Raw genomic sequence first — 23,608 nt, 5'->3', positions numbered from 1 at the left:
CCCGCGGCGCTTGCCACGGGCTTCTTTGTATACGCTGCTGGTATTTAGCGTGCGTAGAATTCGACGACGAGCTGCTCTTCGCAGGTTACGGGAACCTCGGAGCGCTTCGGGCGACGAACCAGGCGTGCCTGCAGGGCGTCGAGCTTGACGTCCAGGTAAGCCGGAACCTGGGGCAGGACGTCGCGGTGCGCGCCGGCTGCTGCAACCTGGAACGGAGGCATGGTTTCGCTGCGGCTGTGAACGTGGACCAGCTGGCCCTCGCCGACGCGGAAGGACGGGCGGTCAACGCGGATGCCGTCAACCAGGATGTGGCGGTGCACAACCAGCTGGCGGGCCTGGGCGATGGTGCGGGCGAAGCCGGCACGCAGCACGAGGGCGTCGAGACGCATTTCGAGCAGTTCGATCAGGTTTTCACCGGTCAGGCCCTTGGTGCGGCGTGCTTCTTCGAAGGCACGGGTCATCTGGGCTTCGCGGATGCCGTACTGGGCGCGCAGACGCTGCTTTTCGCGCAGACGTACGGCGTAGTCGGAGTCCTGCTTCTTGCGGGCACGGCCATGCTCACCGGGGCCGTACGGGCGGCGCTCCATGTACTTGGCGGCCTTGGGGGTCAGAGCAATGCCGAGTGCACGCGAGAGGCGTGCGGTACGGCGAGCACGAGTGTTGTTAGCCACTTGTGTCCTTCCAATATCTGCGGTGTGTCAGTGTTACTGGCCTCCACGATGGAGAGCATCGGCCAACCGCTGCCTTTTGCTACTGGGCACAGGCGTAACCTCATCAAAAGAAATTTTGGTGGGATTGCGCGTCCGTGCCTTGCCAGACAACGAACAATCCTACCACGATGCACACTCGGGCTCCCCCGCGGTTCCTGTCAGGTCCGTGCGTGAACTCCGCGGCTTGCCTGCCGGCCGAAGGAAGCGGCGCCCAGGAACTCGACGGCGATGAACGGCTTGTCGCCCACCACCCACTCATCGTGGCCGGGAGGCAGCGTGTAGGTGTCGTTGGCATGGATCGTCGAACGGACACCGTCGGAGGTTTCCACCTCCATCACACCGGACACGCAGAATCCGAGGTGGTTGTGCTGGCAGAAGTCGGTTTTCTCGAACGGTTTGATGCTTTCGGACCACCGCCAGCCGGGGTTGAGGATCAGCCGGGCCACTGAGTAGTCGTTGACGGTGACAAGGTCGAATTCCGCCTTGTCCGGGCACCGTTTCTTGTCCGGGAGATCGAAGGACTTAACGGATACTGCTGTGACGAAATTTACGGACATGGGACACTACCTGAAGACTGGGACGGAGACGCATAAAGGTTGTGCCAAGCAAATTCTGTGCCGGCCGCCGACCTGGGGCCTGAGGATGCGAGTAACCGGCATTTGTGCGATGTCCCCCTCAAGGCACGCACGTCCAACAGATCTGTGCTGGCGTAATTCAACGTTAGCCCTCCCCCGCCGGAAGTCAACGGGGCGGACGCCGGCGGCTGTCCGCCGCGGCAGTCCGGGTCCCGGCGCCATCCCTCAGCCGCCGCGGATGATCTTCCGGAGCCGCTCCAGCCGGGTGGAAATATCGCGTTCGGCGCCATTCGCGGTGGGCTGGTAGTAGTCCCGGCCTACGAGGTCGTCCGGCGGATACTGCTGTGTGGCCACGCCGTGCGGGGCGTCGTGCGCGTATTTGTAGCCCTGGCCGTGCCCGAGTTGTTTGGATCCCGGATAGTGCGCGTCCCGCAGGTGCGCCGGGATGCCGTTGCCCAGGCCCGCCCGGACGTCGGCGGTGGCTTTGTTGATGCCCATGTACGCGGCGTTGGACTTCGGGGCCGTTGCCAGGTGGACGACCGCCTCGGCAAGCACAATCCGCCCCTCGGGCATGCCGATCAGCTGCACGGCCTGCGCCGCGGCAACGGCGGTCTGCAGCGCGGTGGGATCCGCCATGCCGACATCCTCCGCGGCCGAGATCACGATCCGCCGGGCGATGAATCTCGCGTCCTCCCCCGCTTCCAGCATGCGTGCCAGGTAGTGCAGTGCGGCATCCACGTCAGAGCCGCGAATGGATTTGATGAAGGCGCTCGCGACGTCGTAGTGCTGGTCACCCGCGCGGTCGTACCTGACGGCGGCAACATCAAGGGCGCGTTCGGTGTGCCGCAGTTCCACGGCCACCGGGCCCTCGTCGGCGTCGTCTGCGTCACCGAACGCCACACCGGCAGCCGCCTCCAGCGCTGTCAGCGCGCGGCGCGCGTCCCCGCCGGACAACCTGACCAGGTGGGCCAGTGCCTCTTCGCTGAGCTTGACCGCGCTGTTCAGCCCGCGGGGATCAGCCACGGCGCGCTGGACCAGCCCCTCGACGTCGGCATCCGTCAGGGGGCGGAGCGTGAGCAGCAGCGAACGGGACAGCAACGGGGAGACCACCGAGAAGGACGGATTCTCGGTGGTTGCAGCCACGAGCACCACCCAGCGGTTTTCTACGCCAGGCAGCAGCGCGTCCTGCTGGGCTTTGTTGAAGCGGTGGATCTCGTCGAGGAAAAGCACGGTGGTGGTCTTGTAAAGGTCCCGGGCCGTGAGCGCCTCGTCCATCACGCGGCGTACGTCCTTGACGCCCGCGGTGATTGCGGAAAGTTCGACGAACTTCCGGCCCGGACCCTTGGCGATCACATGGGCGAGAGTGGTCTTTCCTGTTCCCGGGGGTCCCCACAGGATGAGAGATGTCGGTCCGGCGGGTCCGGAGGAATCGGCTCCTGCGCCGGCGGCCAGCTGGCGCAGCGGCGATCCCTGCCCCAGCAGGTGCTGCTGGCCCACGACGTCGTCAAGGGTCCTCGGCCGCATCCGCACGGCCAGCGGGCTCCGGGGCTGCGTCCGCCCGGCGGCCGGCCCGGAAACTGCCGACCCGGACGGCGCCGCCGTTCCGTCGTCGTCGTTGTCCGGCCCTTGGCCAAAGAGATCATCCACATAGATAGGCTACTTCTAGTTCATCACCCCACTAACAACGGAGACCCGCGCAATGCCCACCCCAGACTCCCGTGTGGCGTTCGTCTCCGGTGAGCGCCTGCCCGGCTGGGTGGAGCGTTTCGCTGCCAGCCACGGCAGCGTCGCCGCGGAAGAGGTCGACGGCGGCCTGCAACTGTCCGCGGCGGACGGTGCCGTGGCGCTGCTGCAGCCGCCGTGGCCTGCGGACGGACGGCCCGGCAGCGGCCGCGATGCCGTGCCTCGCATGGCATCGCTGGCCGCCCAGTCCCGGACGCTCGGGCTGGTGCTGGTCCGCCGTGGCGGATACTCCGTGGCCGTGGTCCGTGACGGTGCCGCCCTGGCCGCGAAGACCGGCACCCGCCACATCCCGTCCAGGACCGCTGCCGGCGGCTGGTCCCAGCAGCGCTTCGCCCGGCGGCGGGCCAACCAGGCGGATGCGCTGGTGGAGGCAGTCGCAGAGCACGCCGGCCGGATCTTCAGCGAGCACCGGATCGAATATCTGGTGCCGGGCGGCGACCGGGCCCTGGCGGAACAGGTACTCGGCGAACCGGCGTTGAAACGCTACGCGGCGCTGACCCGGCTGCCGTTCCTGGACGTACCTGATCCGCGTGCCCCCGTGCTGAAGCGGGCCGCGGCAGACGCCTGTTCGGTCCGGATTGTGGTGACCGACCCGCCGGCCTAGCCCCCGCGGCTGCCCCGCCTAGTCCTCGGGTGCCAGGGTGACGGTTATTCCGTTGAGTTCCCGACTGAAGTCGAGCTGGCAGGAGAGCCTGGAGCCGCACGCCTGGTAGCCCTCGGCCTCCACGAGCAGCTCCAGTTCATCCTCGCTGCGCTCACCCAGCGTGTCGAAGGCCTCCCGCTCGAGGAACACGTGGCAGGTGGCGCAAGACGCTGTGCCGCCACAGGACGCCAGGACGGGCAGGTCGTTGTCACGGAGGGCTTCCATCAGTGTCTGGTCCGGTTCCCATTCCAGGCGGTGCGTGGAGCCTTCGCGGTCGATGACGGTGAGTTTGTTGTTGCTCATGGGTGGTTCCTTTAGCTTCGGGCTGTTGCAGGATCAGCGTGGATGGGGGCGGGCGCGTTGAGTACCGCGCCGGTGAGCGTGGCCTCGGTGAGGGGAACCCGGGGATCCGCGGCCAGCGCCGGGTCCATCCGGTCTCCCCGGGCGATCAGTTTCCGGGCCGGCCGGAAGTCGGCCAGGCCGCCGATAGTGTCCACCGCGGCGACGCGGCCGTCCCGGAGATATACCACCGAGAAACTGCCGCCGGCGGGGTTGCCGCGCACGATCACATCGTCGTCCGGGCGGCGCACTCCGGCGGTCTGGAGCCTGACGCCATGCTGGACGGTCCAGAACCAGGGGATCTCCGGAACTGCTGCCGGCTGTCCGGTGATGTGGGCGGCAACCCTGTCTGCCTGCGCCTGCGCGTTCTGGATGCATTCCAGGCGCTGGCTGGCGCCGTCGATCGGGCTGGTGAACCGCGTGACGTCACCGGTGGCGTAAATGGCTGGATCAGACGTCACGCCGTGGCCGTCCACGAGGATGCCGTCACGGCACTCCAGACCGGCTTCCGCGGCCAGTTCCTGGTTGGGGACAACGCCGATTCCGGCCAGTACGACGTCGGCCTGGAAAACGTGGCCGTCGGCCGTGACCACCCGCTCGGCGCGGTGGTCCCCTTCAATGTCAGTCACCGCCGCACTAAAGACAAACCGGACGCCGTGCCGCTGGTGGAGCTGTTCGAAGTGGTGCGATACCGGCGCTGACGTGACCCGGCTCATCACGCGGTCCTGGAACTCCAGTACCGTCACCTCGCAGCCCTTCGCGGCGGCCGCAGCAGCCACTTCCAAGCCGATGTACCCGGCACCGATGATGGCAACCCGGGCGCCGGCCACCAGGAGCCGCTTGAGCTCGAGGGCGTCGTCCCGTGTTCTCAGCGCCTGCACCCCGGGAAGGGCAGCGCCCGGCACGGTCAGGGCCCTCGCCCGCGAACCTGTGGCGATGACGAGCCGGTGGTAGTCGCGGCGGCTGCCGTCGGACAGCAGGACCGTCCGCCCCGCCCTGTCCACAGAGTCGACGGCGATGCCCGCAACACGGTCGATGCGCTTGTCCTGGTAGAACTTCTCCTTGCGCAGGACAGCGGACTCGTCCGGTGCACCGTCCTTCAGGAGTTCCTTGGACAGCGGCGGGCGTTCGTAGGGCGTCCCCTTCTCTGCTTCGAGCAGCAGGATGCCGCCTTCCCAGCCGCGGGCCCGGAGCCCAGCGGCCACTGCGACACCGGAGTGTCCGGCGCCTACGATTACCACGGGCGCAGCGGGCCCGGCCATCAGTTCATGTTTCATTGCTTCCCGGTTCATTGGTTTGCGCGTGTTCGCTTCCGGATCATGCATTGGTCTTCTCCACCAGCACATGGAGGTGTTCGGGGCCCGAGTTTGTCAGGTTATTGCCGCGCACGTATTCGATCGGTTTGTCGGGGTCCAGGTTGAGGGATCCCAGCTTTTCGGCGAGGAGCTTTACGGTCACCAGGACCTCAAGCCGAGCAAGGGGCGCGCCGAGGCAGCTGTGGACGCCGTGGCCGAAGCCCAGATGGCCGTCGGTGTTCCGGTCGATATCGAAGCGTTCGCCGTCGGGGTATTTGTTGCTGTCCCGGTTCGCTGCGGCGGGCAGCAGCCGGACGATGGCACCGGCCGGAATCGTCACCCCGGCAACCTCCACCTCCTCCGTAGTGATCCGGCTGGCCCGCTGCACCGTGCCGCGGTAGCGGGCAAGTTCTTCGACAAAGAGGCTCGCGTCGTCCGGGTTCCGGCGGATCCGCTCCAGCAGTCCGGGCTGCTCGCTAAAGACGCGGAACGCGTTGGCCAGCAGGATGGTGGTGGTGTCGTGTCCGGCGACGAAGACAAAGGCACAGAGTTCCTTGGCTTCCTTTTCGCTGAGCAGGCCGTCCTTCCACATCCGGGCAATGTGGCCGCCGACGGAGTCGCTCTCCTCCCTGTGCAGGCGCTCCATGGTGTCCTTCAGATAGGCGAAGAACTCAAAGGTGCTCTGTTCGTCGGTTCCGGTGCCCTGGGCGTTGCGGGCCAGCCGGCCGAAATAGCTGAAGGTCTCATCGGACCAGAACTTCATCTTCTCGAAGTCCTCGGCCGGAACGTCGAGCAGGGCGCTGATGGTGGACATGCTGAGCGGGATCGCATAGTCGTCCACGGCGTCCCCGCCGCCGGCGGCGAGCATCGGGGCCAGGTACTTTTCGGCGTTTTCGCGAACCCGTTCCTCGAAGCGGGCTATGGCCTTCGGGATGAAGGCCTGCGCCACCACCTGCCGCAGCCTGGTGTGGTTGGGGGCGTCGAAGAGGGTCAGGAAGGTCAGCGGAACCGGGTCCACCACCTGGGAGGAGAAGACCTTGGGGGCGCGCATCGCCTTGCGTACGTCGTCGTAGCGGGAAATGAACCACACGTCCGATACGGGGGAATGGGCACGGAGCACGGGGGCGTGCTCCCGCATCCATTCATAGTGGGCATAGGGGTCCCCCTGCGTACCGTCGTCGACCACCTTGAACGGGGCCATGCCCTCCGGCCAGCCCAGTTCATGCGAATACGGGGGCAGGTCCGGGGCCCCGACGAACGGGGCCACCGGAGCAGGTGCTGCTGAAATCTCTGTCGTGGCGGAAGACATCGTTGTCCTTCTTTCGGAGTTTTCAGACGTGATTTACGTCTCAGGCAACAATGCCGACCTGGCCCACGCCTGCCCCATAGGACTTCCGTTCATCGGTTGTGAAAGGCTAGCGCCGGGGCGCCCGGGAGGCCTTCAACGCCCGCGAAATCCCGTGCGCGGCAGTCAGCAGCGCAGGAACCGTCAGGGGAACGGCCGCTTCCTGCCGCGGAACAATGGCATTCAGCGCCGCGGCGATGCCGTTGTCCGGGCCGAAGACGGGCACGGCGATGCCGGTCCACTCCGTGACGCCAATTCCCGGCAGTGCCACATAGCCGCGCTGCCTGATTTCGGCCAGATGCTTCCGGATGAGGGCCGGGTCGGTGATGGTCTCGGCGGTCACCGCCGGCAGCGGGCGCGCGAGGACCTCGTCTTGGAATGCAGGCGGAGAGTAGGCCAGCAGCACCAGCCCGGACGAGGCTGCGTGAACCGGCATCCGCTGGGCAATGTGGGCCGCGTCCAGGCTGGATTCCGGCGAGGACAGGCGCTCCACGTAGAGCACCGTCCCGTGGTCCAGGACGGCAAGGGTGGTGTGCTGATGCACGGCCGCCTGGACATCGTCCATGAACGGCAGTGCCAGCTCGCGGAGGTTCAGCGCACGCGACCCCCGCGCTGCCAGCTCCCACATCCGCATCCCGGAGCGCAGGTTCCCGTCCGGCAACCGCTCAATGAGGCCGTGCAGGACGAGGTCGTCCACGAGCCGGTGGGCTGTGGTCAGGGGCAGGCCCGCGCGGCGGGCGAGGCCGGAGAGCGTCATGGTGGGCAGGTCCCGGTCGAACGCACTCATGAGCCGCACGACGCGGCTGATGACGGATTCACCCGACGGTGAGTTAGCCATGGACGCCTCCGGCCGCTGCCCTAGACTGCTGCGACGCTGGCGGCGCGGTCCGCGTCCCGGCCGGCCGCAAGCCTGGCGATGTCACGGCCCGCCCGGTAGCCGAACACGAGGGCCGGCCCGATATGCGAGCCGTATCCCGGGTAGCCGCCGCCAAAGACGCTGACAGCGGCCGCGCCGACGGCAAGGAGGCCGGGGACTGCCGCCCCGTCGGCGGTGACGACTTCCGAATGCTCGTTGACGCCGACGCCCGCGAAAGTACCGAGGTCACCCATCTGGATCTTTGCGGCGAAATACGGGCCCTTGCCGACCGGGGCCAGGTTCGGATTCGGCTGGTGTTCAAGGTCGCCGCGGAAGTGGTTGTACAGGGTGGAACCCCGGCCGAACGCCGGATCCTCACCGCGCACGGCCGCCGGGTTGAATTCAGCCACGGTGGCCGCAAGGCCTCCGGCGTCGATGCCGAGCTTTCCGGCCAGCTCCGCCAGCGTGTTCCCCTTGACCAGGTATCCGGTCCGGTAGAAATAGCCGCGGGGCATCGGCCAGGGCTTGGCGTAGCCGATGCCGTATTTGTGCATCGTCTTCGCGTCGCCGATCACGTAGCCAAACGTCTTGTCCTCGTCCTTGTTGTGCCCGATCATCGCGCCGCCGAAGTCGTGGTAGCTCAGCGCCTCGTTGCCGAAGCGCTTGCCGTGACGGTCGACGGCGATCAGGCCCGGCAGGCCGATGGCCCGGAGGTGCGGGAAGAGCCGCTCCTTGCCGCTGAGGTACTTGAACACCGTTACCGGGGCCCAGGAGCCCACACTGGACACGGAGTCATCAATCTGTCCGCCGGCACTGATCGCCAGGGTGGCGGCGTCCCCGCCGTGGCCCAGTGTCGGGGTGAAGTGGTCATCGCCGTCGGCGTCGTGCGGGAAGTACTGCTGACGCAGTTCCTTGTTGCCCGAGAAGCCGCCGGCGGCGAGGATCACACCGAGCCGTGCCGTCACCAGGCCGGCATGCTCTCCCCCGAGCACCGCTCCGGTGACGGTCCCGGCATCGTCACGGGTCAGTGACAGGGCGGGCGAAGACTTCCACAGCCGCACGCCCAGTTGGTCGGCGCTCATGACCATGCGGGTCATCAGCGCGTTGCCGTTCGAACGCAGGACGGGACGCTTGTAGCGGGCGGCGTCGGCCCACGTGCGCAGCAGCTTCTTCGCCACATAAACGAACGATTTCACCGACTGGTTCACGTGGAAGAACTCGTTGATGTCGGGGCCCACCTGCGGCATGTAGCCGAACACCGTGTAGGAGCTCATGTACGGCTGCATCAGGAGCCGCTTGTCGCCCAGCACACGTGCGTCAACATCCTGCGGCAGGATCGCGCGGCCCGAGAGTTTCGCCCCGGGCAGGTCCATCTGGTAGTCCGGCGACTTTTCCGGGTAGGTGAACTTCACCTCGGTTTCGTCCTCGAAGAAAGCGATCGCCTCGGGCACCGTATCCAGGAAATCCCGGACGCCCGCCTCGTTGAACGTCTCCGGGGCCAGGTTCCTCAGGTACGTTTCGGCGTCCTCCCGGGTATCACCCTGCGCCACGCCCTGCTTATTGCCGGGGACCCACGCCCAGCCGGCGGAAATGGCCGTGGTTCCGCCAAAGTACTGCTCCTTTTCCGCAACAATTACCGTCAGGCCCTGCGACGCGGCCTTCAAGGCGGCGGCCATCCCGGCCACGCCGGAGCCGATGACGAGGACGTCACAGACGGTGGTGCCCGCGGCCGGTGTCTTGTTCATGGTGCTTGCGGTGCTCATAAATCCTGCTCCATTCAGTCGGCCGTCCGCATCCTTGCGGCAGCCGGGTGGAAGGCTAAAGCCCCAGTAGACCCGGCGGTTCCGGCTGTTGGCAGGAGGATTACCATTGAGCGGGAATCCTGAGGAGGAACAGTGGCCAATTCCGCGTCCGGCGAGTCGATTATCGGCCGCTTCGTGAAAATCGTGAGTGCGTTCGACGACCGCCACACGTCCATGACCGTCGCAGAACTGGGCCGCCGGACCGGACTGCCCGTCACCACCACCTACCGGCTGGTCAACGACCTCCTCGCGGAACGGCTCCTCGAACGCGAACCCGGCGGAGACGTCCACATCGGAACCAGGATGTGGGAGCTCGTCTCCCGCGGGTCCAAAATGCTTGGACTGCGGGAGGCTGCGCTGCCGTTCATGGAGGACGTGCAGGCCGTGGTGCAGCACTCCACCACCCTCGGCATCCTGGATTCGGACGAGGTGCTGTACATCGAGCGGCTGGGCTCCGACAAGACCATCGTGGACATCACCAAAATTGCCGGCAGGCTGCCGCTGCACGCCACGTCCTCCGGCCTGGTCCTGCTGGCGCACGCTCCGGCCGCCTACCAGGACAGTTTCCTGGCCCGGCCCCTGACGAAGTTCACCGAGACCACCCTCACCGAACCGTCCCTGCTGCGCCGCCACCTGGCCGAGATCAGGCAGCGCGGCTTTGCCGCCATGCCGGGCGTGATCGTGCCCGAATCCAGCGGGATCGCCGTCCCCGTCTTCGGACCGGACAACAGCGTCCGCGCCGCGCTCAGCGTGGTGGTCCCGCGCAACGAGGAGAACACGCCCGCCAGGGTCCCCGTCCTCATGGCCGCTGCCCGGGGCATCTCCAGGGCCCTCGGCTGGCGCGGCGAGCTTAAAGGCACTCTTCGCCAGAGCCATTGAGCAGGGCCAGTTAGGAGAGCCAGTGCGCAGGGCAACTCAACAGGGCAACTTAACAGAGCCACTCAACGGCGCTTTTGCCGTTCATCGGTAATCCTGTGGTTCCAGTCACACCTCCCCTGCAACTCTGGCTAGGACGCAGCAATGAGGCTGCAGGAGTTACGAGGAGCACACCACATGAACACCACAGCGAACCGCGTGGCCGGCAAGACCGCCATCGTTACCGGCGGCCGCGGCGACCTGGGCAGCGCCACAGCCGCCCTGCTGGCTGCGCACGGCGCCGTCGTCGCCAGCCTCGACGTTGCCGGCATCCCGGCCGGCGCGGCCCATGCGAATATCAGCGAGTTCGACGTCGACGTCACCAGCGAGGACAGCGTCGCCGCTGCCATCCGCCGGGTCCGCGACGAACTGGGCACACCGGACATCCTGGTCAACGCCGCCGGAATCATCGGCCCCGCCGGAGCTTCGCACACCGCCTCGGTGACGGACTTCGACACGATCTTCAACGTCAACGTCAAGGGTGTCTGGCTGATGACCAAGCACGTGGTCCCCGGCATGATCGACAAGGGCGCCGGCAGCATCATCAATTTCTCCTCCATCCACGGCATCACGGGCGGGCGGAACGTGCCTCTGTACCACGCCACCAAGGGCGCCGTCCGGCTCCTGAGCAAGTCCGATGCCGCGGCCTACGGGGTCCACGGCATCCGGGTGAACTCCATCCACCCGGGCTCCATGGACACCCGGATGAGCCGGCGCTCCGCCGAGCAGTCGGAGATCGGCCCCGAGGCCTACTACAAGCAGCTCGTGGGCTCGAACCCCCTTCCCCGGCAGGGCAAGCCGGACGAAATCGCCTATGGCGTGCTGTACCTGGCCTCCGACGAATCCCGCTTCACCACAGGTTCCGAGCTCGTGATCGACGGCGGCTACACCGCCGTCTGAGACACACCGGTTGCAGCACCCTCATCTTCTTTTCTTGAAAGGCAACACCCATGAAATTCGTTAATGGAACCGCAGCGGACAAGTACGACGTCGTCGTCGTCGGTTCCGGTGCCGGCGCCCTCACCGCCGCGGCCACCGCTGCCCGGGCCGGCAAGTCCGTCGTCGTCCTGGAAAAGAGCGCCCTGCTGGGCGGGACGTCGGCCGTCTCCGGCGGCATGCTCTGGGTGGCGGACAACCACCACGCCCGCGAGGCCGGTATTGCCGACTCCAAGGAAGCGGCCGCAGAGTACGTTCGCGCCGTGGCCCGGGGACGCGGCCGCGACGAGTTGCTGGATGCAGCACTCACTTACGGCGACCGGATGCTCCGCTTCGTCGAAGACGAGTGCGGGCTCCGCTTCATCTTCCTCAACAACTTCCCCGACTACCGCCAGGACCTCCCCGGCGCCGTGGAAGGGGGCCGCACGGTGGAACCGGAGTTGTTCAACAGCCGGGAGGCCCTGGGCGACCTCAAGCAACATGTCCGCAGCGACGGCCGTGCCCCGTTCACCATGCAGGAATACGAAAACTGGGGCGCCTTCACCAAGTTCCCCTGGGACGCCCTCAGCCAGCGCCAGGAAAACGGGCTGGTCGCCAAAGGCCAGGCTCTCGTGTCCATGCTGCTCGCCAGCCTGGTCCGTGACGGGGCAGCGCTCGTCACCGGTGCCCGGGGGCACCGCCTGCTCACCGCCGGGGGCCGGGTGACCGGCGTCGAGCTTGAATCCGGTGAGCTGTTCCACGCGAACGACGGCGTGGTGCTGGCCACCGGCGGCTTCGAATGGGACAAGGCACTGGCCGACTCGATGCTCGCCTCGCGGCTCTACACGATGTGCTCGCCGCCTTCGAACACCGGCGACGGCCTGCGGATGGCCCAGCGGATCGGCGGCCAGACCCGCGGCACCAGGGAAGCCTGGTGGGCCCCCATGTCGGTCACCGGCGACACCCGCGACGGGCAGCCGATCGGCACCCTGCTGCGCTTCGAACGCCAGGGCCCGGGGTCGATCATGGTGAACCGACACGGCCGCCGCTTCGCCAACGAGTCGCAGAACTACAACGACCTCGCCCGGAGCCTGCAGTCCTGGGACTCCGCCGCGAACCGGACCCTCAACACTCCGGCCCACGTGATCGTGGACCACGCCTACATGGAGCGCTACGGCATCCTGGCCCACCGCGCCGGCCAGCCCGCCCCCGCCTACCTGACCGAAGCCGCAACGCTGGACGAACTGGCGGAGAAGATCAACGTGCCGGCAGAAAACCTCAGCGCCACAGTGGCCCGGTTCAACGAGTATGCCGTCAAGGGCGAAGACCCGGACTTCGGCCGCGGCGAAAGCGCGTACGACAAGTACTGGGGCGACGAGGACAACCTGTACCCGAACCCGTCCCTCGGACCGCTGCAGACCGGGCCCTTCTACGCCATGGAAGTGGTCAACGGCGCCTTCGGCACCAACGGCGGCGTGGCAACCGACGGCCTGGCCCGCGTGCTCGACGTCGACAACCACCCCATCGAGGGCCTGTTCGCCGCAGGCAACACCACCGAAAACGCCTACGCCGCGGGCTACCCGGGCGCCGGCGCCACCCTTGGACCGATCATGACCATGGGGTACCTGGCAGGGCGCACCATCGCCGGCCAATCCCCGGAGTACCGTCCTGCTGAACAGGCCGCCGAACAGGCCGGGCAGGCCATGGACCTGGTGGGAGCCTGAGATGATCCGCCACACCGTACTCTTCAAGTTCAAACCGGACTTCCCGCCCGCCGACAAGCAGGCCTGGATCGCCGGGCTCGGCCGGATGGCCGGGAATATCCCCGGCATGCTCAGCCTGACCCACGGCCCGGACGTGCTCAACACGGAGCGCTCCTTCGACTACGCCATTGTGGCCGATTTCGAAACCGTCGAGGACATCGCGGTGTACAACACCCATCCGCTGCACGAGCCACTGAAGGCCTACTCATTCCCCAACAGCCAGCAGATCCTGTCGGTGGACTTCCACCTCGGGGATTCCACACCGGCTGCCACTAAGACACCGACGTCTTAAGGAGATCCCCATGCACACCTCACCCGCAACACCGGGCGCAGCCCGGACAACACCGGGCCAGACCCGGCACGAGACCGCAGGCACTATCCCCCGTACTGCCCCTCGGAAAACGCCAGCCAAGGCAGCCCTGGCATCATTCCTCGGCAGCACCCTGGAGTACTACGACTTCTTCATCTACGGGACCGCGGCAGCACTCGTGTTCCCGCACCTGTTCTTCCCCTCGGCGGACCCCGCCATCGGGCTGATCGGCGCCTTCGCCACCTTCGGCGTGGCCTACGTGGCCCGGCCGGTGGGCGGCCTGGTCATGGGCCACTTCGGTGACAAGCTGGGCCGGAAGAAGATCCTGCTGCTTACTCTCGGCATCATGGGCCTGGCCTCGCTCGGCATCGGCTTCCTGCCCACCTACGAACAGGTGGGCGTCTGGGCCCCGATCCTCCTCGTGGCCGGCCGGCTGGCACAGGGCTTCTCGGCCGGCGCGGAATCGGCCGGCGCCTCCACGCTCACGCTCGAACACTCGCCCGAAGGACGGCGCGGCTTCTTCACCAGCTTCGTGATGACCGGCTATGCCTCCGGCATGGTGCTGGCCACCCTGGTCTTCATTCCGGTCACCGCGCTCCCCCAGGATGCGATGCTGAGCTGGGGCTGGCGCATCCCCTTCTGGCTCTCCATCGTGGTGCTGGCCATCGCCTACTGGGTCCGGACCCACCTGGACGAAACACCGGTTTTCGAGGAAGCCCAGGAGAGCCGCCAGGTCGCCCCGATGCCCGTCAAGGAAGTACTCAGGTTCCAAGGCGCGGACGTGCTGCGTGTTGTGGGAATGTCGATCATGTCCGTCATGCAGACCATCTTCACGGTCTTCGGCCTGGCATACGCCACCTCCACGGCAGGTTTTGACCGCGGCTCCATCCTGACCGTCAACGCCGTCGCCATCGGCCTGTCCATGTTCGCCATGCCGCTGGCGGCCAGGCTGTCGGACCGGATCGGCCGCCGGCCGCTGCTGCTCACTGCCGCCTTCGGGTGCTCAGCCACGATCTTCCTGTATTTCCTGGCACTGTCCTCCGGGAACATCGTCCTGGTCTTCCTGGCGGCCTTCCTGAACATGACCGTGCTGTATTCGGGCTTCAACGGCATCTGGCCTTCGTTCTTCGCCGAACAGTTCGCCGCCCCGGTGCGCTACACCGGCATGGCGATGGGCAACCAGCTGGGACTCGTCCTGGCCGGCTTCGCGCCCATGATCGCCGGCATGCTCCTGACCCCGGGCGCCACCGGCTGGGTTCCCGTGGCGGTGTTCGGCACAGCCTGCATGCTCGTCGCAGCCGCCTCGGTGTACTACTCCCGCGAGACGTTCAAGACGCCGATCGAGGAACTGGGTGCTCCCTACCTGGCCGGTACCGCCCGCCGCACGGCGGCCGGGGTTCCTAGCAGCCGGTCAGGTGCCGCTTCGGCCGCTCCTGCCGGTAGTAATAGCGGCCGGCTTCCGTGAAGCCCGAACGGGCATACAGCTCCCGGGCACCGGCGTTGGCCGCGGTCACCAGCAGCCAGTAGCTGCTGACGCCCCGGGCGTCACCCTCACGCAGCAGGGACGCGAGGACCCGGGAGCCGAAACCCCTCCGGCGGGCATCCGGACGCGTGGCCATGCAGTACAGGCCACCCTCCCCGCCGACCGAAGGAACGGCAAGGCGTCCGACGGCGGCCGGCACGCCGTCGTCGTCCCTCACCAATGCGTAGGCCGACCGGCAGCCCTCCAGAATGGTGCGGGCGGTGGCGAGGGACTCCTCGCCACCGCGGCCGTCCACGCTCCACCAGAGGCGCAGCCATTCCTCCGACGGTTCCGTTGACATCTCGACCCCTGAAATCTCGACGCCGGCGTCCGGTGCCGCCCCTGGGGCTGCGGTAGCCGCGCCGGCGTCGCGCACCAGGATCAAGGTCTCGGACTGCCTCGTGAAGCCTTCCTCGTCGAGGACAGCGTTCAGGGCGGCACGGCGGGAGTCGTCGAAGACCTGGAAGATGACGGGAAGACGGCGGCTGCGGTACCAGGCCCGCGCATCCCGCAGCATCACCATCCGGTGGTGCAGGCTTCCCGCCGGCTCGGACCGCGGCCAGACCGAGTTGGCCCGCTGGGTCACGCCGCCCGCAGCGCGAAGCACCCAGCCGCCGGATTCCTCCCGGTCGGGAGCGGGCCAGGCCGCATCCATCAATTCCTCCAGGGCAGGCATCGTCTGCCGTTCCATCGGACTCCTCATTCATTTGCTGGCGGGACAGCAAAGGCTCCCCGGTTTCCCGGAGAGCCTTTGCTGCTGATCATGCGGTGCTACTTGGCGCTGTCGTCCTTCTTGGCTTCCGGCTTGAAGTCGACGCCGGCTTCCTTGCGCTGCTGCGCGGTGATCGGCGCGGGAGCCTGGGTCAGGGGGTCGTAGCCGCCGCCGGACTTCGGGAAGGCGATGACGTCGCGGATCGACTCCACGCCGGCCAGGAGTGCGACAACGCGGTCCCAGCCGAAGGCGATGCCGCCATGCGGCGGAGCGCCGAACTTGAAGCCTTCCAGCAGGAACCCGAACTTGGTCTCGGCGTCCGCCTTGTCCAGGCCCATGAGCTCGAACACGCGTTCCTGCACGTCACGCTCGTGGATACGGATGGAACCGCCGCCGATTTCGTTGCCGTTGCAGACAATGTCATAAGCGTAGGACAGGGCGGACTCCGGATCCTGGTCGAAGGAATCCATGAATTCGGGCTTGGGCGACGTGAAGGCGTGGTGGACCGCGGTCCACTGGCCGGCACCGACAGCAACATCGCCCGAGGCCACCGCGGCAGCGGCCGGCTCGAACATCGGGGCATCAACCACCCAGCAGAACGCCCAGTCCGAGGGGTTGATCAGGCCGGTGCGGTGCCCGATTTCAACGCGCGCGGCGCCGAGGAGTGCACGGGAGGGCGTCTTCTCGCCGGCAGCGAAGAAGATGCAGTCGCCCGGCTTGGCACCGACGGCGTCGGCCAGGCCGGCCCGCTCGGTGTCCGTGAGGTTCTTGGCCACGGGACCGGTCAGCTCGCCGTCTTCCTTGAACAGGACGTAGGCAAGGCCCTTGGCGCCGCGCTGCTTGGCCCATTCCTGCCAGGCATCCAGGGCGCGGCGTGCCTGCGAGGCGCCGCCCGGCATGACCACGGCACCGACGTAGGGCGCCTTGAACACGCCGAAGTTGGTGTCCTTGAAGAATTCCGTCAGTTCGGTCAGTTCCTGGCCGAAGCGGAGGTCCGGCTTGTCCGAGCCGTAGCGTGCCATGGCGTCGGCGTAGGTGATGCGCTGGATGGGCGTCGGGATTTCGACGTCGATCAGCTGCCACAAGGCTTTGACGATGTTTTCGCCGAGCGAAATGATGTCGTCCTGCTCCACGAAGCTCGCTTCGATGTCCAGCTGGGTGAATTCCGGCTGGCGGTCCGCGCGGAAGTCCTCATCGCGGTAGCAGCGCGCGATCTGGTAGTACTTCTCGAAGCCGCCCACCTGCAGGAGCTGCTTGAAAAGCTGCGGCGACTGCGGCAGCGCGTACCAGGAACCCGGTGCGAGGCGTGCGGGGACCACGAAGTCGCGGGCGCCTTCCGGCGTCGAGCGCGTCAGGGTGGGGGTTTCAATCTCCACGTAACCGTCGCGGTGGAGCAGCTCGCGGGCCACGCGGTTTGCCTCTGAACGCAGGCGCATGTTGCGGGCGGGGCCCGGGCGGCGCAGGTCAAGGTAACGGTGCTTGAGCCGGGCTTCCTCGCCCACCTCGACGTGCTCGTCGATCTGGAAGGGCAGCGGATCCGAGGTGTTGAGGATGGTCACCTTCTCCGCGATGACCTCGATCTGGCCGGTGGCCAGGGCCGGGTTTTCGTTGCCCTCCGGACGCTGCGAAACCGTCCCGATGACCTGGAGCACGTACTCATTGCGGAGGCCGTGGAAAACCTCTTCTTCCCGGACTACCACCTGGGCGACGCCGGAGGCATCGCGAAGGTCAACGAATGCCACACCACCGTGATCACGACGCCGGCCCACCCAGCCGGCAAGGGTTACGGTTTGTCCAATGTGCTCGGAGCGAAGGGATCCGAGGTCATGTGTGCGCAGCACAGCACGCCTTTCTGAAGGAGACAGCAGGAATACAGAGATGATGTTGAATAGGACCGTTACGGGAACAGCCCCGTTCGAGTTTACCCGTTGGAGAGGCTTTCCTTCCGCCATGCAGACCCATCAACGGCTTCAGCGCCGGCTCGGAGTGCTTGACGCCACCGCAATCGGGCTTGGCTCCATGCTCGGTGCCGGCGTGTTCGTCGTCTTCTCCCCGGCCACCGCCCTGGCCGGCCCGCTCATGATTGTCTCCGTGCTGGTCGCCGGCGCGATTGCCTACTGCAATGCCGTTGCGTCAGCCCAGCTGGCTGCCAAATACCCGGCCAGCGGAGGGACGTATGTTTACGGCCGCAAACAGCTGGGCGAATGGCCGGGCTTCATCGCCGGCTGGGGTTTTGTCACCGGAAAAACCGCATCCTGCGCGGCCATGGCCCTGACCTTCGGCCATTACGCGGCACCGGGCTATGCCACGCCCGTGGCCATCGCCGCCGTCGCAGTACTCACGGTGGTCAACCTCATGGGCATCACCCGCACCGCGCTGCTGACCCGGATCCTGCTCGGGATCGTGCTGGCCACCCTGGTGTTTGTTGCCGTTGCCGGCCTATCCGGCCCCCACCCGGAACCCGGCGCCCTGGCGGCAAATGCCGGCAGCGCCTGGGGAATCCTGCCGGCCGCCGGGCTGATGTTCTTCGCCTTTGCCGGCTACGCCCGGATCGCCACGCTGGGCGAGGAAGTCAAGGATCCCGCGCGGACCATACCGCGGGCGATATTGGCGGCCCTGGCCGCGGCTTTCGTGATCTACCTTGGCCTTGCCGTGCTTCTGCTCTGGCACCTCTCCCCGGCCCGGCTGGCGGAATCCGTGTCACCGCTGCTGGACGCGGTGCTCCTCTCGGGATTCAGCGCCGGGGGACCTTTCGTCCAGGCCGGAGCAGCAGCCGCCTGCCTGGGAGCCCTGCTGGCCCTCATTACCGGAGTGGGCCGCACGGCACTGGCTATGGCCCGGGAACGGGACCTCCCGTCTCCCCTGGCCCGGGTGGGCGGCCGCCACACCGTGCCTGTCGTCGCCGAGCTGTCAGTGGCTGCCGCAGTGGTGGCACTGCTCGTCACCACGGATGTGCTCACCGTGGTGGGCTTCTCGAGTTTCGGCGTGCTGATCTACTACTCGGTGACGAATGCTGCCGCTTTCACCATGGCCGAGCGGCCGGGCACCGCACCCCGCTGGCTGAATGCCGCCGGTTTTGTCGGATGCCTGGTCCTGGCCTTCACGTTGCCGCTGGCTTCGGTGGCCGGCATGGCGGCCGTACTGGCCGCCGGAGTAGCCGGCCGCTTCCTGGTGCTGCGCCTCCGGAAGCGGCGGCTGCGTCCGTGACGGCCGCTTAGGCGTTAACCACCCGGACGTACAGGTCCTCGTCCGACGGAGTCCACGTGGCGGGGTCGGCGTCCGTCTGCTCGCCCGAACGGATGTCCTTGACCTGGTGCTTGCCGTCGTCGTCCGTGAACCAGACGAACGGGATGCCGCGCCGGTCCGCGAACTTGATCTGCTTGCCGAACTTCTCAGCCTTCGCCGCCACCTCGGTGGAGATCCCGCGGGAGCGGAGCTGCGCGGCGACATCCTGGGCCGCGCCCCAGCTGTCGTCGTTGTTCAGCGCGACGAGCACTGCCGTGGGTACCTTGCGGGTGGCCTGGGCCAGTTCCTGGCTCAGGATCCTGGAGACGAGGCGGGTGACGCCGATGGAGAGGCCGACACCCGGGAACTTACGGTTTCCCTTGCTGGCCAGGGCGTCGTAGCGCCCGCCGGAGCAGATGGAGCCGAGTTGTTCATGGCCCACCAGGACGGTTTCCACCACGGTTCCGGTGTAGTAGTCGAGGCCGCGGGCGATGCTCAGGTCCGCCACCACCTTGCCGGGAGCACGGTGCACGGCGGCTGCGATGACCTGCTCCAGCTCGTTCAGCCCTTCCTCCAGCAGCTCGTCCTTCACGCCCAGGGCACGGACCTTTTCAACGAAGGAGGTGTCCTCGGTCCGGATGCCGGCCAGGCTCAGGGCGGCCTGCGCCTGTTCCTCAGTGGCTCCCAGCTCCGTCTTCAGCAGCTCGGCCACCTTGGCAGGGCCGATCTTCTCCAGCTTGTCGATGCTCCGCAGGACTCCGGCAGTGTCCGTCAGGCCGATCCCGCGGTAGAAGCCCTCGGCCAGCTTGCGGTTGTTGATGCGCAGGCGGAAGTCGGGAATCGGGAGGGCGCCGAGGGCTTCGGCGATGACCAGCGCGATTTCGACGTCGTAGCGGAACGGCAGCACGCCGTCGCCCACAATGTCGATATCCGCCTGGGTGAATTCGCGGGCGCGGCCCTCCTGCGGACGCTCGCCGCGCCACACCTTCTGGATCTGGTAGCGGCGGAACGGAAATGCGAGGTAGCCGGCGTTCTCCACGACGTAACGGGCGAACGGCACGGTCAGGTCGAAGTGCAGGGCGAGGGCGTGGTGGTCACCCTTGGCGGCCCTGGACTCCTCTTCATCCTCCTGCAGGCGGCTGAGTCCATAAACTTCTTTGTCGATCTCGCCCTTGCGGAGCAGCTGTCCCACGGTTTCCACTGCGCGGGTCTCGATCGAGGAGAAGCCGTGCAGTTCGAAGACACGCCGCAAGGTGTCCAGCACATGCAGCTCCACCAGCCGCTCCTCGGGAAGCCACTCGGGGAATCCGGACAGGGAGGCGGTGCGTGCCATGGTGGATTTTCTCCTCAGGTAACAGAAGGCCGGAGTACCCTGCCCGGTGATCCGATTCCGCCATGTGATCAAAAAGCGGCGGTAAGGGCGGGAGTCCAGCCAGTCATGCATAAACTATGTGCGGCAGTCAGTTTATGCTTTCGGCGCCTGCAACTTCTAATGGAGGTGCCCGGAGCACCGCCTGCCGCTTGCTGCCGGACACCGGACGTCGCCCTTGGCCCGTCCGGCGGGCCGGCCCGACACCCAGGAGGACTTTTGGCGGCCAGTTCACGGAGCGCCCGCGAGGCTAAGCGGCGCATCCTGCAGATGGAAGCGAAGCGCGAGTTGCGGCGGCAGCAGGAAAAACGCCGTAAGCGCGACAACCTCCTTGCTGTCGGGGCGGGCGCCGGGGCGCTGGTCCTCGCCGTCGTCCTTCAACTCACCGTCTTCGCCAGCAACCCCTCAGAGGACGAGTACGCGGCAGCGCAGGCCGGGCTGACCAGCCCTTCGGCGTCACCGACGCCGGCGGCCACAAACGGCACCAATATCCCTAAGCCGGAGACCGCGGCGGGCAAGGTCTTTACCGGCGAGCTCAAGCTGAACAGCGGGGCTTTGGCCGTTGAACTGGACGGAACCAAGGCACCGCAGGCGGCCGCGGTCTTCAAATCCCTGGCCGACGAGAACTACTACAGCGGCATCAGCTGCCACCGGCTGACCACGGGCGAGACGTTCGGCGTCCTGCAGTGCGGGTCGAAAACCGGTGACGGACAGGGCGACCCCGCGTACACCTGGGGTCCGCTGGAAAACACGCCGGCAGACAACAAGTATCCGGCCGGAACCATTGCAGTGGCGCGGACCGGAGGCAACGCCTACGGAAACGGCACCCAGTTCTTCATCGTCTATAAGGACACGGTCATTCCGGCCGATGAGGCCGGCGGCTACACGGTAGTGGGCAAGGTGACATCCGGCCTTGATGTGGTGGCAAATATCGCCGCAGGCGGTATTAAGACAGGCGGAAGCGCAACAGACGGCGCTCCTGCGGAACCAGTCACGATAGACTCGTTCTCTCTGAAGTAACCAGCCCCGGCCTCCACGCTGCGGGTGCAGGTATTTCCCTCCAAGCGAAAGACTTTTAGCGGTGACAGACAGTCAGAAATCCGACGAAACAGTAACAGCAGCCTCCGACGAAGCCGAGACCGGCGCTCAGGTGGTTGACGACGCACAGGCGGCCGGCAACGACGCAGCCCCCGAAGCTACGGCAGATGCGCAGTCAGCGGACCAGGAAACTTCCGCACCTGAGGCTGAGGTTGAGGCCCCGGCCGAGGTTCCGGCTACGGAGGCCGAGGTGCCCGCCGAGGTTCCGGCTGCGGAGGCTGAGGTGCCCGCCGAGGCCGAGGTTCCGGCTGCGGAGGCTGACGTGCCCGCCGAGGCTCCGGCGGCAGAGACTCCGTCCGCAGAGGCTGACGTGCCTGCTGAGGCTCCGGCCTCAGAGACTCCGGCTGCGGAGGCTGACGCTCCCGCCGCGCCAGCGCCGGCTCCGCGTCCGGCAGCCCGCCCGGCGCCTTCACCGGCTGCCTTCGCGGCACGGCCGAAGGCTGCGTCCTCCCCTGCCGTTCCCGTCCCCGCTCCGGTCTCCTCGGCTGCATCCCTGGCCGAAGCCGCACGCTGGGGCCGCGTCGAAGGCGACGGCCACGTCTTCCTGACCATCGACGGCGAAGAACACCCCGTCGGTCAGTACCCGGACGTCAGCGACGAGGAAGCCCTTGGCTACTTCGCCCGGAAGTACGACGACGTGGTGGCCCAGATTGTCCTGCTTGAACAGCGGGTGAGCTCCAAGGCCCCGACCACCGACATGCAGAAAACCGTGACGCACCTGCGCGAGCAGCTCGCTGAACGGAACATGGTGGGCGATCTCCGCTCGGCCGAGGCCCGTCTCGACACGCTGTCCACCCAGATTGCGGAACTGGAAAAGGCCGAAAAGGCCGAACACGACGCCGTGCGCGCCGCCGAACTGGCCGCCCGCGAAGCGATCGTTGCGGAGGCTGAAGAAATTTCCGGTCATGATCCCGCGCAGATCCAGTGGAAGACCTCCAGCGCCCGGATGAACGAACTCTTCGAAAGCTGGAAGACGGCGCAGAAGAACGGCGTCCGGCTGGGCCGCAGCAACGAGGACGCTCTCTGGAAGCGGTTCCGGGCAGCGCGGACGGTCTTCGACCGCCACCGCCGGGCGTACTTCTCGCAGCTGGACAGCAACAACTCCGCAGCCAAGGCCGCGAAGGAAAAGCTGATCGCTGAAGCTGAGGCACTGTCTTCCTCCACCGACTGGGGTTTCGCCGCCGGTGAATACCGCCGCCTGATGGACGAATGGAAGGCCTCACCGCGGGCAAGCCGCAAGGACGACGACGCACTGTGGGCGCGCTTCCGCGCCGCTCAGGACGTCTTCTTCACCTCGCGGCAGGCAGCCAACGACGAGATCGACCAGGAATACGGCGCGAACCTGACCGTGAAGGAAGCCCTTCTGGTCGAAGCGAACGCCCTGCTGCCGATCAAGGATCTCGGCACGGCCAAGAAGGCGCTCCAGTCCATCCGTGACCGCTGGGAGGAGGCCGGCAAGGTTCCTCGTGCGGACATGGGCCGGATCGAAGCCGGGCTCCGGAAGGTGGAGGACGCTGTCCGCCACGCCGAGGACGAAAACTGGAAGCGGTCCAACCCGGAGACGAAGGCGCGGACCAATAGCGCCCTGTCGCAGCTGGAAGCCGCCATCGCCGGGCTGAAGGAAGACCTCGCGAAGGCGGAGAAGGCCGGGGACCAGCGCAAGATCAAGGCCGCCCAGGAAGCCCTGGAGGCACGCCAGGCGTGGCTTGACCAGATCTCCCGCTCGGCCAGCGAACTGTCATAAGCACACAGGCGCCAAGTACAGGCCCCGTTCCGTTTATCCACATATCCGGAACGGGGCCTGTACCCGTTTAAGCCGGCAGGAAAAGATGGCTGAATGGCTACCTCGTCTCCGCTCACCCCACGCACCGTGCCGGCGCACCATGTGCCCGCAGTCCCCGGGCCCACGGAACTCTATTCGCCCGGCCGTGTATTCTCGTGGCCGGAATTGCAGGCGATGGCCGCGGACGGCCTCCTGAGCCAGTTGTACCAGCGCGGGTACATGCTGCCTGGTACTGCGGCCACTCCGCAGCTGCGGGCCCGCGCGGCCTCCTTTGCCGTCCCGCCGGGTATCCGGCAGCGGGTCGTGGCGGGCAGGATGACGGCGGCATGGATCTACGGCTGCGCCGGGGAACCGGACCGCCTTGCGCTCCTCGTGGATGCCACCCGCCGGGTTTCCAGCTTGAGGTCCACCCGCGGTTGCACCCTGCACGAAGTCAGGCTTGGCCCGTTCGACGTCGTCAGCCTGGGCGGGCTGATGGTTTCCAGTCCGCTGCGTACAGCCCTGGACATCGCCCTGCACGTGGACGCGGAACGGGCGTTGCCGGCCCTGCGGAAGATGCTGGCACGCCCTGAGCTGGATGTCAGGCTGCGGCTGCTCACGCTGGCCGTCGAGGCCACGCCCCGGGTTCCGCACAAGAAGGCGGCCCTGGAGATACTCTCGGCCCTAAAGCCCGAGCCCGGATAGCCGC

General features: G+C 67.0%; 21 protein-coding genes. 10 read left to right on the top strand and 11 right to left on the bottom strand.

Translation table 11 applies throughout. The annotated features are described in order from the left end of the window. Positions 1-44: 44 nt before the first annotated feature. From rpsD to BS38_RS0101015, 3 genes are all read right to left on the bottom strand, one after another. Positions 45-671: a 30S ribosomal protein S4 gene (gene rpsD / locus BS38_RS0101025; RefSeq protein WP_011692125.1), complete on the bottom strand. Its 627-nt coding sequence runs from the start codon at positions 669-671 to the stop codon at positions 45-47. A 197-nt stretch (positions 672-868) separates the two neighbouring features. Then, positions 869-1,267 (bottom strand): cupin domain-containing protein, encoded by a 399-nt coding sequence (locus BS38_RS0101020; RefSeq protein WP_028269107.1) that lies wholly within the window; start codon positions 1,265-1,267, stop codon positions 869-871. A 243-nt stretch (positions 1,268-1,510) separates the two neighbouring features. Continuing rightward, positions 1,511-2,932, bottom strand: coding sequence for a replication-associated recombination protein A (locus tag BS38_RS0101015; RefSeq protein WP_028269106.1), 1,422 nt, complete (start codon positions 2,930-2,932; stop codon positions 1,511-1,513). A 52-nt stretch (positions 2,933-2,984) separates the two neighbouring features. Here BS38_RS0101015 and BS38_RS0101010 point away from each other — a divergent pair, with 52 nt between their 5' ends. Continuing rightward, positions 2,985-3,632 (top strand): acVLRF1 family peptidyl-tRNA hydrolase, encoded by a 648-nt coding sequence (locus BS38_RS0101010; protein WP_028269105.1) that lies wholly within the window; start codon positions 2,985-2,987, stop codon positions 3,630-3,632. Between the two features lie 18 nt (positions 3,633-3,650). On the opposite strand, the gene BS38_RS0101005 is transcribed toward BS38_RS0101010, so the two are convergent. From BS38_RS0101005 to BS38_RS0100985, 5 genes are all read right to left on the bottom strand, one after another. After that, positions 3,651-3,974, bottom strand: coding sequence for a 2Fe-2S iron-sulfur cluster-binding protein (locus BS38_RS0101005; RefSeq protein ID WP_028269104.1), 324 nt, complete (start codon positions 3,972-3,974; stop codon positions 3,651-3,653). Positions 3,975-3,985: 11 nt separating this feature from the next. Beyond that, positions 3,986-5,287, bottom strand: a complete 1,302-nt coding sequence (locus BS38_RS24105) for an NAD(P)/FAD-dependent oxidoreductase (RefSeq protein ID WP_051628657.1) — start codon at positions 5,285-5,287, stop codon at positions 3,986-3,988. 40 nt (positions 5,288-5,327) lie between these two features. Then, on the bottom strand, positions 5,328-6,614 hold the full coding sequence (locus BS38_RS24100; RefSeq protein WP_081818770.1) for a cytochrome P450: 1,287 nt from the start codon (positions 6,612-6,614) through the stop codon (positions 5,328-5,330). A gap of 106 nt (positions 6,615-6,720) precedes the next feature. Beyond that, on the bottom strand, positions 6,721-7,488 hold the full coding sequence (locus BS38_RS0100990; protein ID WP_028269103.1) for an IclR family transcriptional regulator: 768 nt from the start codon (positions 7,486-7,488) through the stop codon (positions 6,721-6,723). Between the two features lie 20 nt (positions 7,489-7,508). Then, the gene (locus tag BS38_RS0100985) at positions 7,509-9,269 is read right to left on the bottom strand and encodes an FAD-dependent oxidoreductase (protein WP_043437331.1); all 1,761 of its coding nucleotides are present in this window, start codon (positions 9,267-9,269) and stop codon (positions 7,509-7,511) included. Positions 9,270-9,401: 132 nt separating this feature from the next. On the opposite strand from BS38_RS0100985, the gene BS38_RS0100980 reads away from it, so the two are divergent. The 5 genes from BS38_RS0100980 (at position 9,402) to BS38_RS24095 (ending at position 14,676) form a co-directional block, all read left to right on the top strand. After that, the gene (locus tag BS38_RS0100980) at positions 9,402-10,187 is read left to right on the top strand and encodes an IclR family transcriptional regulator (protein ID WP_028269101.1); all 786 of its coding nucleotides are present in this window, start codon (positions 9,402-9,404) and stop codon (positions 10,185-10,187) included. 174 nt (positions 10,188-10,361) lie between these two features. Continuing rightward, on the top strand, positions 10,362-11,123 hold the full coding sequence (locus tag BS38_RS0100975; protein WP_028269100.1) for an SDR family NAD(P)-dependent oxidoreductase: 762 nt from the start codon (positions 10,362-10,364) through the stop codon (positions 11,121-11,123). 50 nt (positions 11,124-11,173) lie between these two features. Beyond that, positions 11,174-12,862 carry an FAD-dependent oxidoreductase gene (locus BS38_RS0100970; protein ID WP_028269099.1) on the top strand — a complete coding sequence of 563 codons (1,689 nt, stop codon included), beginning with the start codon at positions 11,174-11,176 and terminating at the stop codon, positions 12,860-12,862. Position 12,863: 1 nt separating this feature from the next. Further along, positions 12,864-13,193: a Dabb family protein gene (locus tag BS38_RS0100965; RefSeq protein WP_028269098.1), complete on the top strand. Its 330-nt coding sequence runs from the start codon at positions 12,864-12,866 to the stop codon at positions 13,191-13,193. Positions 13,194-13,203: 10 nt separating this feature from the next. Further along, positions 13,204-14,676: an MFS transporter gene (locus BS38_RS24095; RefSeq protein WP_231510976.1), complete on the top strand. Its 1,473-nt coding sequence runs from the start codon at positions 13,204-13,206 to the stop codon at positions 14,674-14,676. Here BS38_RS24095 and BS38_RS0100955 read toward each other — a convergent pair. Both BS38_RS0100955 and aspS read right to left on the bottom strand, forming a co-directional pair. After that, complete coding sequence (locus BS38_RS0100955; protein ID WP_028269097.1) at positions 14,612-15,424, bottom strand: GNAT family N-acetyltransferase; 813 nt, start codon at positions 15,422-15,424, stop codon at positions 14,612-14,614. The two genes, BS38_RS24095 and BS38_RS0100955, sit on opposite strands and share 65 nt — an antisense overlap. Positions 15,425-15,504: 80 nt before the next feature. Continuing rightward, positions 15,505-17,286, bottom strand: coding sequence for an aspartate--tRNA ligase (aspS, locus tag BS38_RS0100950; RefSeq protein ID WP_028269096.1), 1,782 nt, complete (start codon positions 17,284-17,286; stop codon positions 15,505-15,507). 109 nt (positions 17,287-17,395) lie between these two features. Here aspS and BS38_RS0100945 point away from each other — a divergent pair, with 109 nt between their 5' ends. Then, positions 17,396-18,652 carry an APC family permease gene (locus BS38_RS0100945; RefSeq protein WP_028269095.1) on the top strand — a complete coding sequence of 419 codons (1,257 nt, stop codon included), beginning with the start codon at positions 17,396-17,398 and terminating at the stop codon, positions 18,650-18,652. Between the two features lie 7 nt (positions 18,653-18,659). Here BS38_RS0100945 and hisS read toward each other — a convergent pair whose 3' ends face one another. Continuing rightward, entirely contained in the window at positions 18,660-20,003 is a 1,344-nt protein-coding gene (gene hisS / locus BS38_RS0100940; RefSeq protein WP_028269094.1) for a histidine--tRNA ligase, read from the bottom strand. Between the two features lie 255 nt (positions 20,004-20,258). On the opposite strand from hisS, the gene BS38_RS0100935 reads away from it, so the two are divergent. The 3 genes from BS38_RS0100935 to BS38_RS0100925 all read left to right on the top strand — a co-directional run bounded on the left by BS38_RS0100935 (position 20,259) and on the right by BS38_RS0100925 (position 23,604). Continuing rightward, positions 20,259-21,059 carry a peptidylprolyl isomerase gene (locus BS38_RS0100935; RefSeq protein ID WP_028269093.1) on the top strand — a complete coding sequence of 267 codons (801 nt, stop codon included), beginning with the start codon at positions 20,259-20,261 and terminating at the stop codon, positions 21,057-21,059. Between the two features lie 61 nt (positions 21,060-21,120). Beyond that, the gene (locus BS38_RS0100930; RefSeq protein WP_028269092.1) at positions 21,121-22,881 is read left to right on the top strand and encodes a DUF349 domain-containing protein; all 1,761 of its coding nucleotides are present in this window, start codon (positions 21,121-21,123) and stop codon (positions 22,879-22,881) included. A 93-nt stretch (positions 22,882-22,974) separates the two neighbouring features. Then, positions 22,975-23,604: a type IV toxin-antitoxin system AbiEi family antitoxin gene (locus BS38_RS0100925; protein WP_028269091.1), complete on the top strand. Its 630-nt coding sequence runs from the start codon at positions 22,975-22,977 to the stop codon at positions 23,602-23,604. Positions 23,605-23,608: the final 4 nt, after the last annotated feature.

It is taken from the genome of Arthrobacter sp. UNC362MFTsu5.1 (assembly GCF_000685965.1).
GTDB lineage: Bacteria > Actinomycetota > Actinomycetes > Actinomycetales > Micrococcaceae > Arthrobacter.
Note: the sequence above shows the minus strand (reverse complement) of the source record. Positions and strands in the feature narration are given on the sequence as shown.

Excerpts from the sequence above, each read along its gene's own strand:
- BS38_RS0101020 (WP_028269107.1), bottom strand. The coding sequence starts at position 1,267 with ATGTCCGTAAATTTCGTCACAGCAGTATCCGTTAAGTCCTTCGATCTC.
- BS38_RS0101010 (WP_028269105.1), top strand. The coding sequence starts at position 2,985 with ATGCCCACCCCAGACTCCCGTGTGGCGTTCGTCTCCGGTGAGCGCCTG.
- BS38_RS0101005 (WP_028269104.1), bottom strand. The coding sequence starts at position 3,974 with ATGAGCAACAACAAACTCACCGTCATCGACCGCGAAGGCTCCACGCAC.
- BS38_RS24105 (WP_051628657.1), bottom strand. The coding sequence starts at position 5,287 with ATGAAACATGAACTGATGGCCGGGCCCGCTGCGCCCGTGGTAATCGTA.
- BS38_RS24100 (WP_081818770.1), bottom strand. The coding sequence starts at position 6,614 with ATGTCTTCCGCCACGACAGAGATTTCAGCAGCACCTGCTCCGGTGGCC.
- BS38_RS0100990 (WP_028269103.1), bottom strand. The coding sequence starts at position 7,488 with ATGGCTAACTCACCGTCGGGTGAATCCGTCATCAGCCGCGTCGTGCGG.
- BS38_RS0100985 (WP_043437331.1), bottom strand. The coding sequence starts at position 9,269 with ATGAGCACCGCAAGCACCATGAACAAGACACCGGCCGCGGGCACCACC.
- BS38_RS0100975 (WP_028269100.1), top strand. The coding sequence starts at position 10,362 with ATGAACACCACAGCGAACCGCGTGGCCGGCAAGACCGCCATCGTTACC.
- BS38_RS0100970 (WP_028269099.1), top strand. The coding sequence starts at position 11,174 with ATGAAATTCGTTAATGGAACCGCAGCGGACAAGTACGACGTCGTCGTC.
- BS38_RS0100965 (WP_028269098.1), top strand. The coding sequence starts at position 12,864 with ATGATCCGCCACACCGTACTCTTCAAGTTCAAACCGGACTTCCCGCCC.
- BS38_RS24095 (WP_231510976.1), top strand. The coding sequence starts at position 13,204 with ATGCACACCTCACCCGCAACACCGGGCGCAGCCCGGACAACACCGGGC.
- BS38_RS0100955 (WP_028269097.1), bottom strand. The coding sequence starts at position 15,424 with ATGGAACGGCAGACGATGCCTGCCCTGGAGGAATTGATGGATGCGGCC.
- BS38_RS0100945 (WP_028269095.1), top strand. The coding sequence starts at position 17,396 with ATGCAGACCCATCAACGGCTTCAGCGCCGGCTCGGAGTGCTTGACGCC.
- hisS (WP_028269094.1), bottom strand. The coding sequence starts at position 20,003 with ATGGCACGCACCGCCTCCCTGTCCGGATTCCCCGAGTGGCTTCCCGAG.
- BS38_RS0100925 (WP_028269091.1), top strand. The coding sequence starts at position 22,975 with ATGGCTACCTCGTCTCCGCTCACCCCACGCACCGTGCCGGCGCACCAT.